The organism is Paenibacillus sp. FSL R5-0527, assembly GCF_038008055.1.
GTDB lineage: Bacteria > Bacillota > Bacilli > Paenibacillales > Paenibacillaceae > Fontibacillus > Fontibacillus macerans.
This window is the reverse complement of record NZ_JBBOYI010000001.1, coordinates 7262657-7279502: the sequence shown is the minus strand read 5'-3', so window position 1 is coordinate 7279502 and position 16846 is coordinate 7262657. Positions and strand designations below refer to the sequence as shown.

General features: G+C 46.3%; 8 protein-coding genes. All 8 read left to right on the top strand.

All coding sequences use genetic code 11. From position 1 onward, the window contains the following. On the top strand, positions 1-762 hold the full coding sequence (locus NYE69_RS32800) for a WecB/TagA/CpsF family glycosyltransferase (protein ID WP_082207638.1): 762 nt from the start codon (positions 1-3) through the stop codon (positions 760-762). A 115-nt stretch (positions 763-877) separates the two neighbouring features. Then, the gene (locus NYE69_RS32795; protein ID WP_340930599.1) at positions 878-1999 is read left to right on the top strand and encodes a glycosyltransferase family 4 protein; all 1122 of its coding nucleotides are present in this window, start codon (positions 878-880) and stop codon (positions 1997-1999) included. A gap of 526 nt (positions 2000-2525) precedes the next feature. Then, positions 2526-2915: a hypothetical protein gene (locus tag NYE69_RS32790; protein ID WP_124333307.1), complete on the top strand. Its 390-nt coding sequence runs from the start codon at positions 2526-2528 to the stop codon at positions 2913-2915. A gap of 280 nt (positions 2916-3195) precedes the next feature. Next, on the top strand, positions 3196-7209 hold the full coding sequence (locus NYE69_RS32785) for an S-layer homology domain-containing protein (protein ID WP_340930185.1): 4014 nt from the start codon (positions 3196-3198) through the stop codon (positions 7207-7209). A 411-nt stretch (positions 7210-7620) separates the two neighbouring features. Then, the gene (locus NYE69_RS32780) at positions 7621-10755 is read left to right on the top strand and encodes an efflux RND transporter permease subunit (protein ID WP_316560933.1); all 3135 of its coding nucleotides are present in this window, start codon (positions 7621-7623) and stop codon (positions 10753-10755) included. Between the two features lie 34 nt (positions 10756-10789). After that, positions 10790-12148 (top strand): efflux RND transporter periplasmic adaptor subunit, encoded by a 1359-nt coding sequence (locus NYE69_RS32775; RefSeq protein ID WP_316560934.1) that lies wholly within the window; start codon positions 10790-10792, stop codon positions 12146-12148. A gap of 468 nt (positions 12149-12616) precedes the next feature. Further along, on the top strand, positions 12617-15055 hold the full coding sequence (locus NYE69_RS32770; protein WP_326044845.1) for a copper amine oxidase N-terminal domain-containing protein: 2439 nt from the start codon (positions 12617-12619) through the stop codon (positions 15053-15055). 154 nt (positions 15056-15209) lie between these two features. Further along, complete coding sequence (locus NYE69_RS32765) at positions 15210-16739, top strand: stalk domain-containing protein (RefSeq protein WP_326044844.1); 1530 nt, start codon at positions 15210-15212, stop codon at positions 16737-16739. The last annotated feature ends 107 nt before the right edge of the window (positions 16740-16846 follow it).

Sequence of the window (16846 nt, the reverse complement as noted above, 5' to 3'; positions counted from 1 at the left end):
ATGACGAAGTCAATGGACCGGATTCCTACGGTATCGGTGTACGGTGTTCCCGTCTGCAAGTGGGGAATGAAGGATACGGTAGCCTACTTGACCCGGGCGGCCAACGAAGGAAAGCCGCATCAGGTGATTACGGCCAATCCGATTATGATGATGGCGGCCCTGGAGAACCCGGACTATATGGAGATCATGAAAAACGCCGAGCTTATAGTTCCGGATGGCACCGGGCTGGTGTGGGCTGCACAAAAAGGGGGCGACCCGGTAACCGAGCGGGTTCCGGGGTACGAGCTGCTGCACGAGCTGATGAGGCAGGGGGAACGTCACCAATGGAAGGTGTATCTATTAGGCTCTTCGCCCGAAGTGGTCAAGGAAACGGCCCGGCGGCTGGCGCTGCAGTATCCCGGGACGGAGATCGCAGGTTACCGCGACGGTTTTTTTGGGCCGGACGAAGATGAAATAGTTGTGGAACAGATCGTCAAAGCTGCTCCGCACTTGCTGTTTGTCGCGCGGGGAGCGGACAATCAGGAACCCTGGATCGCCAAGTATAAGGAAAAGCTGCGCGTGCCGGTGATAATGGGGGTCGGCGGCAGCTTTGACGTCATTTCGGGCCGCGCCAAAAGAGCTCCAATCGCTTTTCGCAAGCTCCGCTTGGAATGGTTGTACCGTTTGTTGAAGGAACCTACACGTTTCCGCAGAATGCTTGCGCTGCCCAAATTTGCGTTGCGCGTACTGCGGGATAGAGAAAACCTTACGAAAATGGGCTAAAAGTCGCGTTTTATTTGCAAAACATCGGAATTTTGCGCAAATACGGGGTTGGTGTTTCTCTCTAAACGGAGTATAATTCATTCCGGCAGAACAATTGGAGGTCGAATACTTAATGTTGTGGATGATTTATATCATCGGATTCATTGTTTCGCTCGGCTTGGCACTGGGATTAACGCCGCTCGTCAAAAAGTTCGCTTTTGCCGTCGGCGCCGTGGACGTGCCAAACGCCCGAAAAGTTCATACGCGAATTATGCCGAGACTCGGCGGATTGGGTATTTTCGCTTCGTTTATTATTGCGATGCTTCTGCTTTTCCCGTTTATTCCGAAGATTTTTACGCTTCGTGAAGTGAACTTCATCAAGGCCTTTCTGGTCGGCGGTTCGATTACCGTGCTGCTGGGAGCTTTGGACGACCGCTTCGATTTACCGGCCAAGCTGAAATTTCTCGTGCAAATCGCGACGGCCTGCATCGTTGTGTTCGGTTTCGATATCCGGATTGAATTTGCAAATATTCCGTTTCATTCTTATGCTGCCGTGGAAACCTGGATCGCGATTCCGTTCACCATCCTGTGGATCGTGGGCGTGACGAATGCGATCAACCTGATCGACGGATTGGACGGCTTGGCGGCAGGCGTATCCGCGATTGCCATCGGCACGATCGCCGTCATGGCCTTTGTTATGGGCAATGTTATGGTTGCGCTTTTATGCTTGCTGCTGCTCGGCAGTATTCTGGGATTCCTGTATTTTAACTTTCACCCTGCCAAAATCTTTATGGGCGATTCGGGCGCGCTGTTCCTTGGCTTTTGCCTGGCGCTCCTGTCGCTGCTGGGCTTCAAGCAGGTAGCAATTGTATCTTTCCTGACACCACTCATTCTGATTGGCGTGCCGCTTTCGGATACAATGTTCGCGATCGTGCGCCGCTGGATGCAGAAGAAGCCGATCTTTTCCCCGGACAAGGGACACCTGCACCATTGCCTGCGCGAGCTGGGCTTCAGCCACCGCCAGACGGTGCTGATTATCTACGGCATCGCCGCGTTTTTCGGCGTACTGGCGGTCATCCAGTCTTCGGCGGCGATGTATAACGCCAACTGGGTCACCTTCGTCGTCATCTGCGTTATGGTATTTTTCCTGCAAATCGGCGCCGAAATCATTGGCCTGATCGGCAAAACGAAACGCCCGGTGCTCGACTTCTTTGCGCGCCTGCGCATGAAGGTCGGGGAAGAGCGGGGATCGAAGTAGTCTGAAAAAGAAAAGACAAGCCTTGTTTGCAACTAATGTTGTTGCGGCAAGGCTTTTTTTAATTGCAGAAATTATATTCGGTGAGTCCATAGCATCAGGAGATGAAGGCTTTAGTTGTAAAATGCACAATTCTTTATCGGCGACTGGAGTCAAGCGCTTGCTTAAATGCAAAACCCGCAATTATAATCGGCATTTTCGAAGGACTGGCGTAGAAGTTTGGGGGGAGTTGTAGGAAATGCAATTAAAACTGGCTTACCCGCTTCGTTATTGAAATCTAATTGCAGGTTTTGCAGCTGACCGCCCGGGTCCAATCCAAGAAGAATGGGCGTCCCTATGGGATCAACTGCAAAAAGGCATTCTACTTTCCATAAATGACTGTTCTGGGGTAAGTGAAATAAAATATATCTATTTGTGACACTATTGTGGAAGTTTATTCCTTGACGACAACAAACGCGATACTTCGACACACTTAATAGGATAAGATTATTATGTAATATAAACCATATTATAGGAGGAATCACTGTATATGAAAAAGTTAAAACCAATGTTGCTGGTAATGATCGCTGCTTTTCTGATGTTTTCGTTTTCGTCAAACGCCTTCGCCGCAAGCAAGTATGTCGATGCAGTTAAACATGAATATGAAAGCCATGTAATAAGTGAAAAGCTGTATACAGAGGGTGAAACAGTAGAATTATATGCGGACAAGATGGGGACTAAGGGACAAGCTAGGGTCTATGTAATGTTTGAAGATTTAAAGGGTGACAATACAACATTAATGAGTCAAATATTTTTAACGCCAGAAATTAATTACATTAAAATCCGTCATAAAAATCCTCTCCCAGGCTATTACTATATTGAAATTTTTGGAGACTCTAACGTTTTTGTTGATACAAGACTCAAAAAATTAGATTACTAGTACAGTAAGAGCCCGCTAACCTTAATTGGGTTGGCGGATTTTTTTAATTATTCTCGTATTCTTGTAGCATAATCCATACGAAAAGTTGACTTACCTTTAGCACAACGATGACTCAAAGGGCTCTATCGGCATTTTAGCTGCTAGAGCCTTTTTTGTTGGCAAAATTCTTCCTTAATTATAGTTTCGTCCTTCCTCCTAAGAGAAGTGGCGGACGGAATACCTGATCTAATCTCTCTCTTGGGGTTAAATTTTTAGTTCCTGCGGCCGATATAAAGTTTATGTGGCTGGATTTCGTCGCTCATCGGGTGACAGAAGGGCAGATTATGCGAAAACCAAAGGGGGATTTGAGTTGAAGAAAGTAATGTCCTTATTGATGACAGCGTTGCTGATGATTGGTCTGTTCCCGGCCGGTTTGACCAATACCGCACATGCTGCATCGGGGAGTTTTTTCGTGTTTCCGAACGAAAGCTATGATGTGGGCTCTGCCAGAGTCGTAAACAAGGACGAGGTGAATCTTGTCGGCTCCATTAGTAATGTCAATGGCAACATCTCATATAGCGTTTATCAAATCGCTGAGAACAAGTCCGGAAAATGGGAAGTTGTCGACTCCAATGTAGGGCAAACCGGAGGCATTACGGTTGACGGCTATGATATTAAAGTTACGGACTTGCAGCTATACCCCGGGATGAACAAAATTACGTTCAAAGGAACGAATGGTTCTAAATCGGTCGAAGAGTCCATCTATATCGAGTTTCGCAACGGACCAACGCTTTCCAATTTGAAAGCAAGTCTGAGCGGAGAAACCGTTGACTTAAGCGAGGACTCCACGGCTGTAGTAACCGCATCCCCAAGATCAAAGGATTATGGGAAGAGCTCGGCTGAAGTTATCATTAGCGGGGTGGCCAAAAATGCTACGTCCGTCACGGTAACTGTAGACGGGAAGAGCTGGTCCTATAAAGTATCCAGTTATAACGATTACAAATTTACGGCTTCATCAATTAAGGTGAATGAAGGCAAAAACCTGATCACGATCAAAGCGACCAACGGTGACCAGTCGGTTGAAACGACACGAGAGCTTGCGTTTAATAACGGTCGTGCTACGTTTTACGATACTTATCTGACGGCCGGAGGTTCGAAATCTCCGGACCTGGCAACGGCCCCGGATTTTAACGTTGCTCCAGGCAATGCAGGATCCATTGACCTCAACGGGAAAGCCATCGTTCCAATTACGGGCGGTACATTTACGGTAGACTATACATTTTCCGGCGGAGCTACAGGGACAGGGAGCGTCAATGCTACGGTTGATTCGACGGATACCAGCAGCGGGTTTACGGTAATCAGCTATTCCATTGATGCCCCGGCAACCATTGCCTACGATCAAACGGTCAAAGTCGAACTGAAAGTTATGAACTCCAGCGGTACAGGGAATCCGGTCGGGGAATTTACGGCTTATTTTACGTTGCGCGACAGCTTGCAACCCTTTATTTATCAAGTAAACTACCTTGATGGCTATAACAGCAATACAACTGCCGACCAGGCTCTGAACTTGACGGGTACGTTGACAAGCGAAACCAGTTTTACCGATATTTATGCATTGCCTGCCGGTTTTGAAGTGCTGGTAGTTAACGGAGATAATTCCACCGATGTTGGTCTGGACAAGATCACAGATTCCAAGGGGAATGATCTGGATATCAGCGGCGTGAAACCGGAAGTGGTGAACCGTAAGTTGTCGACACAGTCGATTAATGGGGTCCAGACGGATGTGATGCGAATTATCGTTAAATTCGATAAACTTCCTTCCGACGGTACCCAGTACATTACCTTGTCCGTCGGAGGCAGCAAAAAGACGGTTGCGGCCAGCGTGCTGTATGGTCCTTATGTTCAATTCGACAAGCTCTACGAAGGGCAGCAAATCTCGGTCGATACGACGTCGGTTGACAGCATGACGAACAATATTTTGGATGCGGTCGGTGATTTTTCGGGTACTTTGTTCAATATTCCTGATTCCGGTACTATTAAATACAGCGGCTCCACCCGTACGGTCTATTTGTATATCAATAATACATTGGTTGATCTGGAGGAGAACGGGGCACCCAATAAATTTAAATTAGCCAGCGGGGATAAGAAAACGGCGACTAATGCGATCAGCACGGGGAACAACGTCATCAAGCTGGTTTATAAATCCGGCAATAGCTCTTACACCAAAAGCGTGAAAATTAATGTGGCGCAAACCAATGTACCGGATATCCCGGTTAATGACACTTTGGGGGTCATTCCGTTTACCACTGGCAACGCCTATGAGATTCCGGCGGCTGCCGACCCTGCTTTCAAACAAAACGGCTCCACGTTCTCTACGAAGGAGTCGGAAATTAAAATTTACGGCACCTTTGATTTTCTGGATTTAGGTATTAGCAATAGTGCGGTAAATGCTGCGCTGGAGGATTTGGACAATCCTGAGGATTACATTTTGAACATTAAATCCTCCGAGGACAGCGCCAGTTCCGATGGCATTACCTGGACCCTGGACAACGAACTTTATTCCGAAGATACAGGTAAAGTTTACGAGAAGAGCACAGGGAAGAGTGTAAATGACCTTCGCGTTTACTATAATGAAAAAGGTCAATATTTCAGCTTCGTATTAATTAATCAGGAACTGCCTAAGGACGGTTCTCCTGTCGTTTACAATTTCACGGTCACCAGCAATGGAGCTACTTCGACCTATCGTATTGAAGTTTTATACGAACGCACCGTGTTTAACGTCATTCGGCCATTGCCGGAGAAACGCATTTTGAATCAAAATTTTGTGGAGGTTGTCGTTGCCTCGGAAACTGCCGATAGCGTGACGATTGACAAAAAAGAAGCGGAGCAGGTTGCTTACGATGCCGATTTGGATGGTAAAAGTGATTATCCGCGTGCCTTCCGGACCGTTGTCACTGGCTTGAAGGCGAATAAGGATACGAAAATCAACATTGTCGTCAAGGAAGGAAACGACGAGTTGAAGGAGACCGTCACGGTCAAATATGTACCGACCAATATTCCAGGCGGTCAATTCATGGCTGCAATGGCAAGCTCGCATAAAGTGTTTGACGGAGCTTTGTCGCTGAAATTTACAAAAGGCACCAGTTTGATTCGCCGGGATTATGATCTTCCCGAGCAATTGAAGAACCAGGTGTTCTCCGGCCATACGATTCGTTTTGCCATCGGCAACAACGAAGACGGCGTCGTGGACCGCCATGAATTTGAGGTTAATTATGCCGACTATAACTACTTGGTAGATACGGGACGGCAATATTTTATCAGTAATTTCCCGGATCGTTTTGCCAAGGCCAGCCCGGTGTTCTGGATTGATGCCGGTATTGCGGACGATATCACTACAGCGGGATATGACCCGATCACCGAAGGGGCGGATCCGTATCAGTTTGATTTTTCGAAGATTCCAAGCTTCTTTAAACGGGACCCGGAAAATGAGCTGGTTCCGTCAAAACGCGGCGAATTGACGTTGGCTTACGATGCGTCGATGGCTCAGGATGCCGGCCGGCTCGTGACCGTGTTCCATTTTGATCCGGAAAACAAAGAATGGGAGAACATCGGCGGGGTTGTAGACGCCAAAAAGCATACCATTAAAGTTCCGTTTGACCGATTTGGCTATTATGTGGTCGCCAAGTTAAGCTCTACTTACACGGACATTATCGATCACGCCTATGGACGGGAGTTTATTGAGACTGTTTTTGCTAAAGGGGTTATGAATCCGATAGATCCGTCTACGCAATTTGGTGTAGATAAGAAAATCTCGCGTGCCGAATTTGTTCGCATGATTACCAAAGCCCAACAGCTTCCTTTAAATTACAGCGGCCAGCAGCACTTTGGGGACGTGCCCAAAAGCGCAGTGATTGACCTGGACGCCTTATGGGATTACCGCTTCATAGAAACTGCGGCAAGGGCAGGCTATATTAAGGGGGCGCAGCCTGGTGCCTTCAATCCGGACAGTCTTATTACACGTCAGGATGCTGCGGTCATCATTGCAAAGGCGTTGAACCTGAAACTTGACACTGACCGTGCGAAGATCGAAAAAGGACTTCAAAAGTATTTCAAGGATTATTCAACGATTGATTATTACGCCCAGGCTTCCGTCCTGGCCATCGCGAAAAAAGGATTTATTACCGGTTCGCCGATAGATTCGAAAGATCCATCAAAAGGTTATAATTTTAATCCTGAAGCATCCACGCTTCGCGGGGACGCTGCAATTATTATTTCCAAAGTAATGATCGACCAGAAAAAACTGCCTAAGATGTAATCATGTTTCTTTAATGCAAAAAAGTGCGAGTGTAGAGAAATGGCTCTGCGCCCGCACTTTTTTTGACATTAGGCGTTGTCTTATCGCAAGTCCTAACCCTACCTAGACTCTAGACTAGGCTTCTTTTGAACTAAGGTACATGTACGAAAGTACGATTTAAAGGGAGGGGTTAGGCTTTATAATAATGAAAAAGGAGGGGGCGAATTGGAATTTTATTCGTGCTTGGAAAATTTGACTGCTAAATATGCAGGATGCATAATGATTAATGTAAATCTTGAGCTTGATGGCCTATTTCTTAACAGGGAGGAGCAGTACCGGAAAGTAGATTGCAAATGCAACCTAAGGAATATTTAGCCGTAGTAAAATCAGGAGCCCGAAAAATAGATTAAAGAAATAAGTGGGGGTGGAGAAATGTCCCAGTTTTCAATACGCCGTCCCGTAACCGTCTTTATGCTGGTTGTGGTTTTGTTGATCGGGGGCGTTATTTTTGGGTCAAAGCTGCCGGTAGAACAGATGCCGGAGCTAAAGTTTCCTGTTTTGGTCGTTGCCACAAGCATTCCAGGGGCGACACCGTCTGAAGTCGAGGAGTTGGTGACCAAGCCAATTGAAAAAAACCTTGCTTCAGTACAGAACATAGATACGATTAGTTCTCAATCGCAGGAAGGAGCGTCCATGGTCCAGATCATGTTCAACTGGGGGACAGATCTGGACCAGGCTAGTTTGGATATCCGGGATAAGTTGGACGCAGTCAGGGGCGCTTTGCCTGATTCGGCCAATGCTCCCAGACTAATGAAGTTTGATATAAATTCAACTCCTATTATCAATCTTGCGTTCACCGGAGATCGGGATGTCAATTCCTTAAAGCCGATCGCGGAAGACATTGTTCAGCCCAAGCTTGAAAGAATTGCGGGTGTGGCGTCCGTAAGCGTGGCGGGTGGACAAGACAGATTGATTCGCGTGAATTTGGATCCCGCCAAACTCGAAAGCTATGGGATCACCCTGGATCAAGTAAGTCAAGCGCTGGCCGCCAATAACCAATCCGGTTCTGCCGGTGCTGTGAGAAAGGGCGGCTCGGAAATTCAAATACGTGTTGATGGCGAATATCGGGCCGTTTCGGAAATAGGAGAAATTCCGGTTGCAGCGGGATCGGGGACCATTAAACTTAAGGAAATAGCAACAGTAGAGGATTCCTACGCTGATGTAACCTCCATTTCTACATACAATGGACAACCGAGCATCAATATTGGGGTTACCAAAGCATCCGGCGGCAACACCTTGCAGATCGCGAATGCCGTAAAGGAAAGACTGGATTCGATCCGGCAGGAACTGCCGGAAGGAACTAAGCTGGAGCTTGTAACGGATGCCTCCGAGCCGATCCATGACTCGGTTGACCTGTTAGTAGAGCACGCTATTCTTGGCCTTGTTATCGCATCCGCCATTCTCTTGTTGTTCCTGAACAGCGTCCGCTCAACCATCATTGCGGCTGTTGTCATTCCAATTTCGTTTGTGGCCACTTTCTTAATGATGTACTTCACAGGCCAGACGATCAATATTATTTCGCTCGCCGGTTTGCTCCTGGGCCTGGGTTCGTTTGTAGACTTCGCGGTCGTTATTATCGAGAATATTTTCAGGCAGCGGCATGAGGGGAAAAGCATGCTGCAGGGCGCAATTGATGGTTCCAAGCAGGTCGGCAATGCCGTTATGGCATCAGCGCTTGCGCAGATCGTAGTTTTTTTGCCGATTGTATTCACGGAAGGGATCGCCGGCGAATTGTTTAAGCCGCTCGCTTTAACGGTTATTTTCTCTCATATCGCAGCATTGCTTGTTTCCCTGTTGATCGTTCCGATGCTCAGTTCACGCTGGTTGCCGAAGCTTCCGGACGAGTCGGTGTATACCTCGGGTAATTATCGGGGCTTCAATCCGATCGTATGGTTCAATATCGGGTTCGAAAAGTTCAAAAACGGCTACGGCAAGACGCTCAAATGGAGCATCCATCACAGAAAAAGTGTGCTCATTATAACAATTCTTATGTTTATAGGTGCAGGTGCCCTAACTCCATTGATTAAGTCGGAATTTATTCCGGCTCAAGATATGGGACAGTTCAATGTGTCGGTGAAATTACCGGATGGAACCAAGCTGGAGGAAACCAACAAAGTTGTTCAGCAAATTGAGAAAGAAATCATGAGCATCCCTGAATTGGATAAAATGTCGGCAAGTGTAGGTTCGTCTGGAGGGTTCAGCTTTGGTAGTCCGACGAACGCAGCTACATTGGATGTGACGCTTGTTGATGAACGTTCACGTTCAACGGATCAAATCGTTGCCGAGCTCCGCAAAAAAATCACCAATATTCCGGATGCGAAAGTAACCCTTACGGCGGGTGAAAGTTTCGCTGCAGGTGCAGCTGTTCAGATCAACCTCAGAGGCGACGATATGGAGGTGCTGCGGGAGCTTTCCGATCAGCTTGTCAAAGGCGTAAGCGATATTCCGGGAGCGGTTAACGTTAAGAGTTCACTAGACGACGCTCGCGAGGAATTCCAAGTCATCGTTAACCGCCAGTTGGCTGCAGAGTATGGGCTGTCTACATCACAGATATTGTCTGCGGTGCGTACTTCATTCAATGGGTCGGTTGCTACGACCTACCGCACTGGTGACGATGAAATTGATGTTAAGATTTCCATGCCTGAGCAGTTCAAGGAAGATGCTTCTTATCTTGAAACTTTGCGGATTACCACGCCGCGGGGTATTGATGTACCGTTATCTTCAGTTGCGAGCCTGAAGCGAGCCGAGGTTCCTGTCACCATTACCCGTGAAAATCAGACTCGCCAAATTCAGATTACGGCAGGCGTTGAAGGCAAAGATCTACTCAGTGTTAACCAGGATGTGGCCAAACTGCTGAAGCGTATGTCGATGCCTGATGGCTATACCGTGGATACCGGCGGCGGGCAAGAGGAACAAATGATGGAATCATTTACGAGTCTTGCTATTGCGCTTCTGTTGTCCGTAGTCTTGATTTACATGGTTATGGCCGGACAGTTTGAATCTATGTTTACACCATTTGTCATTATGTTCTCGATCCCGCCAACGTTTATAGGCGTTGTTCTGGGATTGGTTTTGACAGGGACTGCCTTGAGTATCATGGCCTTTGTCGGGTATATCATGCTGGCCGGACTTGTTGTTAACAATGCGATTGTCCTGATTGACTTTGTTATTCAGCTCCGTAAAGAGGGGATGGAAAGGGATAAGGCCATACTGCTTGCGGGATCTGAACGGCTGCGGCCAATCCTGATGACGATGTTCGCGACGGTTCTTGCCTTGGTGCCGATGGTTGTATCTAGTGACCCGGCAAATGAATCTATGGCGCCTATGGCCGTTGTCGTTGTATTTGGCCTGGCTTTCGGGTCCATCATTACGTTGATTCTGATCCCTGTCGTATATATTTTGCTCGATAATATCACGGTTAGACGCAATAACCGCAAGCTTAAACGCCAGCAGAAAAGAGAAGCGAAGAAACAGGCGAAACTTGAGCAAGGCAGTTTGCAGCTCTAATAGATAAAGCGGGACATAGTGAGGTGGGAAAACCATGAATAAAAAAAGTGCAGTAATATTGTTGTCGGCCTTGGCTTTATCGGTGGCATTAGCCGGCTGCTCAGGAGGCCAGCCTCCTGCAGCGGCTCCGGCGGAACAGGAAGTGCAGGCCGTGTCTGTCGAAGTAGGGAAGGTAACCAAGGGCAGTATTGAAGCTGAAGCAGGCGTTGTCGGTACTCTGGCCCCCAACAAAACCGTCCAGGTAGCTCCAAAGATCAATGGTACGATCGCAAGCATCAATTTAAAAATCGGGCAGACCGTTGCAAAGGGCCAAGTATTGTTTACATTGGATCAAAAGACTATTCGCGACAGCATCAAGCAATCCGAGGAATCTTATAATGTTGCGCTTGCTAACCTGAAGCAAGCGCAGAGCAGTACGGAGCAATCGATTCAGCAGGCGGAATCCGGCGTTGATCAGGCTAAAGCCGCCCTTGATCAGCAGCAAAGCTCTATAGATACGGCGAAAAACACAATTAAGGATGCAGAGACCTCTTTGAAGGACGCACAAAACGCCCTGAACCGTACGCAGCAGCTATTTGCGGCAGGAGCTGTATCTCAGACGGATCTGGAGCAGGCACAAACGACAGTAAGGCAGGCCCAAACCAGGCTGGACAATGCAAAGCTGACGTTGAGCAACGCTCAAACTTCTTTGGAAAACGCGCAAACGTCATATCAAAACGCCTTAAAATCGCTTGAGCTGGCCCGTAAAGGGGCCGGTATTGATGTGGCTAAGGCCAATGTTGAACAGTTGCGCTCCGCTCTTGAGACAGCTCGCAGCCAGTTGGATGACGCTACGGTTAAGGCTCCTATGTCCGGTACGCTTTCGGCTGTCAACGGCAATGTTGGACAGATTGTGGGTCCTCAGTCGCCTGTTGTCACGATTGCAAATACCAATCCGATTCTGGTGAAAGTAAATTTGTCCGAGTCTGAAATGATGAAGGTTAAAGTCGGTTCATCCGTGACAGTAGGCATTCCTTCCGTCGACAAGAGAATTAACGCCAAGGTTACGGCGATCAACTCTGTCATGGATCAGGATCTGAAAGCTTATCCGGTTGAAATCTCTATAGAGAATTCTGCTAATACACTTAAGGCAGGCATGGTAGCCAACGTGTATATCCAATCCGGGGCCGCGGAAGGGCTGCTTGTTCCGCAAGCCGCTGTTAGTGAAAAGGCGGGTGTAAAGTACGTCTATATCATCGAAGGAAATGTAGCAAAACAAGTGAAGATTCAGACAGGAGAAGAGAGCGCCGAGCAGGTGGAAGTGACCGAAGGGCTCTCAGAGGGGCAACAAATCGTCGTTAAGGGTGCAGCTATGCTTACTGACGGCGCGCAGGTTACGATTATAAATCAGTAATAATGTCTCCTTGTTTGGCATATCTTTGTATGTCATTACCTTTTCCGGGCAGAATGATGCGTTTTAGAACCCCTATCCGTATCATTCTGCACCTCCTTATTTATGTAGATATTAGGAGATCTAGGAAATAATTGCTGGATGACGCTAGATAAGCCTTTAGAGTATAATTATAACTGCAAGAAGGGTGAATACATACTTTTTAAAAAAATCAAAAACTTTTTTAAAAGTATCGCAACTTTTCGAACTCCAAAACGTCTAATTGTGTGAGTATGATACAGATGATTACAATTTCAAAAGACAAAATATGATAAAAAATCTTTACGGCGTTGTAATCACATTGTATAATACTGGAGTAAGTTGTGAGTTTTTCGCCTGCTTCATTATTTTGGTTTCAAGCTTCTGTGATATTGTCACAGATATCATTTTATAAGAGTTGCATCCATACTCGGAAAGGAGGTGTAACGACTGATGAGTGACACGACTCGACACAAAGAAAATAATACTGTAATTGATGAAGTTCAAGGAGGAGAAAAAAAGGTTATGACAAAGTTTAACAAAAGAATTATTAACGTGCTTGCTACAGCAACATTGGTTGCTGGCGTAGCGGCGCCTGTAACAGCAATTGTTGCTCCATCCGCTGTTGAAGCTGCTAGCAATGGCTCCATCACGGCTATGACCACTCCAAGCGTAGTTGCAAATGATACAGCACAAGCGGTTGGTAGCGTCAAATTTGAAATTCCTAAGTTCTCTACACTTCACGATGGCGATGAGCTTGTTATCGAACTGCCTTTTGATATGCCTAAATCGAGTGCTACAGATGCTGTTTACAACGTCATTCCGGGTGTTGAATTCTCTGCGTTTGGCAGCACTCCTACGGACGCAAGAAATAAACTGGAATTGAGAAGTGTGCACGAAGATGACGCGATGCCGGCCGGAGGGAAGTTTGTAATTAACCCGAAAACTTCCGATGAAGGTAAAATTTCATTGAAATACGAAGGTCCAGATTGGTACTTTGATAATGATCCTGCAGTTTTCATGTTGACACTCGGTGCTTTGGTAATTGACAGCAAAGACGAAGCTTTTGTTAAATTCACGGCTCCTGGAATCAGCCCATTCCCGCAAACTTCTGGTGATGGAGTGCGTGTTGCAGCGGTCGCTGATGATAAGAATAGTGTGAATTTGTCTTTCGGCAGCTTGGATACTTCCAACGAAGACTTTAGCCCTAAGATTGTCATCGAAGAGCCTTTTGCCGGAGCATTGAACAGTAAAGATACTGAAATCAGAGTCAAGCTGCCTAGTGGCTATGTCTGGACTGACCACAAAGAGTATAAAACTGTTTGGGGTAACTTTGAAGCTAAATGGCTCGATGTTAGCGTTGACAAGAAAGACGACCGTGAATTAGTTATTAAGGTTTTGGCTGATGCAGATAATCGCGAAAAGAAAACTGTTTCCAAAGTCGAGATTCCTTTCAACTTCAGAGTCGATGATTCGACTAAAGTGAAGAAAGGCGATATCATTGCCAAGCTATCCGGTAGAACCAGTGCCAATATCACTGAAGGCAAAATCGGTACTTATGGTGAATACGAAGCAACGTTGACGGCTGAAGATAACCCGACTTTGATTGCAGGTCAAGACGAGCAAGAGATCGCTGATTTCCATTTAACTGAAACCATCGGTGAAAGTTTGGTAACTGGCGCAAATGGCCGTTATCTAGAACTGACGTTGCCGGAAGGCGCTAGATGGCAACAAGAGTATGTATATGATGATGGACACGGGGCAGAGAAGGATAATAAACCGGACAAAAGTTCATTCCCTGTACTTAAAGATGAAGGCGTCACTTTGACCTTTGATGGATTCACCGGAAATAATAATCGTACTGCCAAGTTTAAGGTAGAGCGTGATCCTAAGGATCTGGATGCAGCAACTCTGGACTTTGAAGATATCGAAGTAGCTTTGGCTGCTGACTTTACTGGCGATTTGAAGATTGCTGTTAGTGGTTCCGCTGGAGTTAAAGGTGAAGTAACAGTAGCTAAAGTAATTGCTCCGGTTACTGCAACTTCCAAAAATGCACCTGAAGTAATTATCGGTGCCCGTGAGCAAAAAGGTGCTGACTTTACAATCACTGAAAATAAAGCCGGTGCTCTGAAAAACCAAGGTGAAGTTATTTTAGATCTGCCGGAAGGTGTTAGATTTGCCAGCAAGCCGACGCTTAAAGTAACAAGCGGAGATTTGGAAATTTCCAACGTGAAATTGATCAAATATAACGGCACTGACGACAACGCTGTATCGTTCCGCATTGATTCCGAAAGCGATACGGCCAGCACAATTTCCGTAACCGATCTGAACCTCATTCTCGACCGTACGGTTCCAGAAGGAACAGTTACGTTGTCCGTTGTAGGTGGTGAAGGGAATGCTGTAGCTGAAACGGCTGCTTACTCGGATTGGGAAGACAACGATACGGTTGCAAAAGTAGAAGTTGCTAAAGTTTCTACTCCGGCACCGGTTGAAGACTCCAAAGGTAATACTGTATCTATTTTCAAAATCGGCAGCACGAGCTACACTGTAAATGGTGCAACTTATACAGCTGACGTTGCTCCTTACATCGAGAACGGACGCACTTTCCTGCCTGTTCGTTACGTAGCCGATGCTCTGGGTGTTGCTCCGCAAAACATTAAGTTTGATAAGAAGACTTCCACAGTCACGCTGTTGAAAGGTGACCGTATCGTACAAATCAAACTGAAAACTAACATCCTGACGGTTAACGGTGCAGTAATTAACATGGATGTTAAAGCAATCACGAAGAACAACCGTACGGTTCTGCCTATCAGCTGGGTAGGTCAAGCTTTGGGAGCAGATATCAAATGGGATAAAGATACTAACACAGTTACGGTAACACAATTAAAATAAGAACTTTAATTACCGGTTCTAACGCTTTATGAATAATGAAAAAGGGGTTCCTATTAGGGGAGCCCTTTTTTCATAGTATTTCCTGCAATAAAGGTTTTATTCATTTGGAAATGTTATAAGCTTACAGAATAGTGTAAGGAGGAGTGGTATTAAGATGAAACGACTGAGCTCAGCATTAGTTTCTACAGCACTGCTGTCTTCTGTTGTAGCGGGGGTAACTTCTGCACAATCCGCAAACGATATTCATGTCGTTCTTAATGGAGTCAGTCAGACTTTTACTCAGCAACCCATTCAAAATAATCATGTAACCCTGGTGCCGATGCGGGCTCTGTTTGAATCGCTTGGCGCGCAAGTTGATTATGACACAGCAACCGGACTAATTACTGCAACCAAGGGTGCGGACACCATTGAACTGAAACTGAATAGTACTGCCGCTCTTAAGAACGGTGTAACAATTGCTTTAGAAACACCTGCAAAACTCATAAATGGATCTGCCTACGTACCTTTACGTTTTGTTGGGGAATCGTTTGGCGCTAAAGTGGATTGGGATCAAGCAACTTCAACCATCCAAATTGAATTGCCTGTGAAGTCGGAAAATGAGCAAAGCAGTTCAAATCCTTCTCCGATTTCTCCGGTTACAACCACGGAGGCAATCTATGAGACCAACACGGAGCCGCTTGCCTATAAAGATGCTGCCGCTCTGGCGATTGCCAACAGCAATAGAATTAAGGAACAGGAAGCCTCCCTTAAGGTCCTAGACAACAAGTTGGCAGACGCGGCCGATGGTATCGATTTTATCGCTGCCCCCGGCGTGGGTCCTGATGGCAATCCTAGTGCAAAATCCGCCTATAATAACTACAGCCAAGCGCAAATAGGCTATCTAATGTCAAAGAAACAATTAGAAACAACCAAAGAGATTCTGGCTTATCAGGTTAAAAGAAATTATAATGCGATCATCAGTGCCACTGAAGACAAGCGATTGGCCGATCTTAAGGTAACGGATGCGGAATGGAAGCTGCGCATTGCGGAAACCAAGTTAGCCAATGAAATGGCCAGCGAATATGAAGTGACTCAAGCTCGAAATGCGCTGGCTCAGACGAAGGCTGCACAGGAAGTGTCGGCTAAGGCGCTCGATGAGTCCTTTCGCACCTTAAATGCTTTGATAGGCTATAAAGCGGATCAGAAGTATAAATTAACTGATCTTCCGACTAAATTCGAAATATTTGAGGATAACGTAGACGAGCATATCGCACGGGTTCAAACGGAGAGTCCTACTATATGGATGGCGGAACGTGAAGTAGAGCAGGCGGAGCTGAATCTTAATTATTTTAACTTCATCGGGCAAACTTCCAAGGCTTATGATAATACCAAAATCAGCGTTAATCTGAAGAAGATCAGTGTCGCCGAGGCAAAAAAACAACTTGAAGATGCGATCCGGCAAACTTACGATCAAATCAAAAAACTGGAGACTCAGTACGATCAGTTGCAAGCATCCCTGGCCAGTGCCAATAGTGCATTGGAAACTGTACAAAAACGTTATGAATTGGGAATGGCCACGCAATATGAAGTGTTTACTGCCCAGCTTCAATTGGAAAACTTGAAGCAACAAATGTCTAGCATCGTCATAGGTCTGGACAACGCCAAACTGGCCTATGAGAAACCATGGCTTGCAGTATCGCAATAAAATATCCTGAAATATAGAATATATATTTTCCGGGGGTGGAAGCATGGCTTTCGCCTCGTTTTTTGTTTACCGAAACCTTTTTCATCAAAAATCGTCTATATAATCAG

Excerpts from the sequence above, each read along its gene's own strand:
- NYE69_RS32800 (WP_082207638.1), top strand. The coding sequence starts at position 1 with ATGACGAAGTCAATGGACCGGATTCCTACGGTATCGGTGTACGGTGTT.
- NYE69_RS32790 (WP_124333307.1), top strand. The coding sequence starts at position 2,526 with ATGAAAAAGTTAAAACCAATGTTGCTGGTAATGATCGCTGCTTTTCTG.
- NYE69_RS32780 (WP_316560933.1), top strand. The coding sequence starts at position 7,621 with ATGTCCCAGTTTTCAATACGCCGTCCCGTAACCGTCTTTATGCTGGTT.
- NYE69_RS32775 (WP_316560934.1), top strand. The coding sequence starts at position 10,790 with ATGAATAAAAAAAGTGCAGTAATATTGTTGTCGGCCTTGGCTTTATCG.
- NYE69_RS32770 (WP_326044845.1), top strand. The coding sequence starts at position 12,617 with ATGAGTGACACGACTCGACACAAAGAAAATAATACTGTAATTGATGAA.
- NYE69_RS32765 (WP_326044844.1), top strand. The coding sequence starts at position 15,210 with ATGAAACGACTGAGCTCAGCATTAGTTTCTACAGCACTGCTGTCTTCT.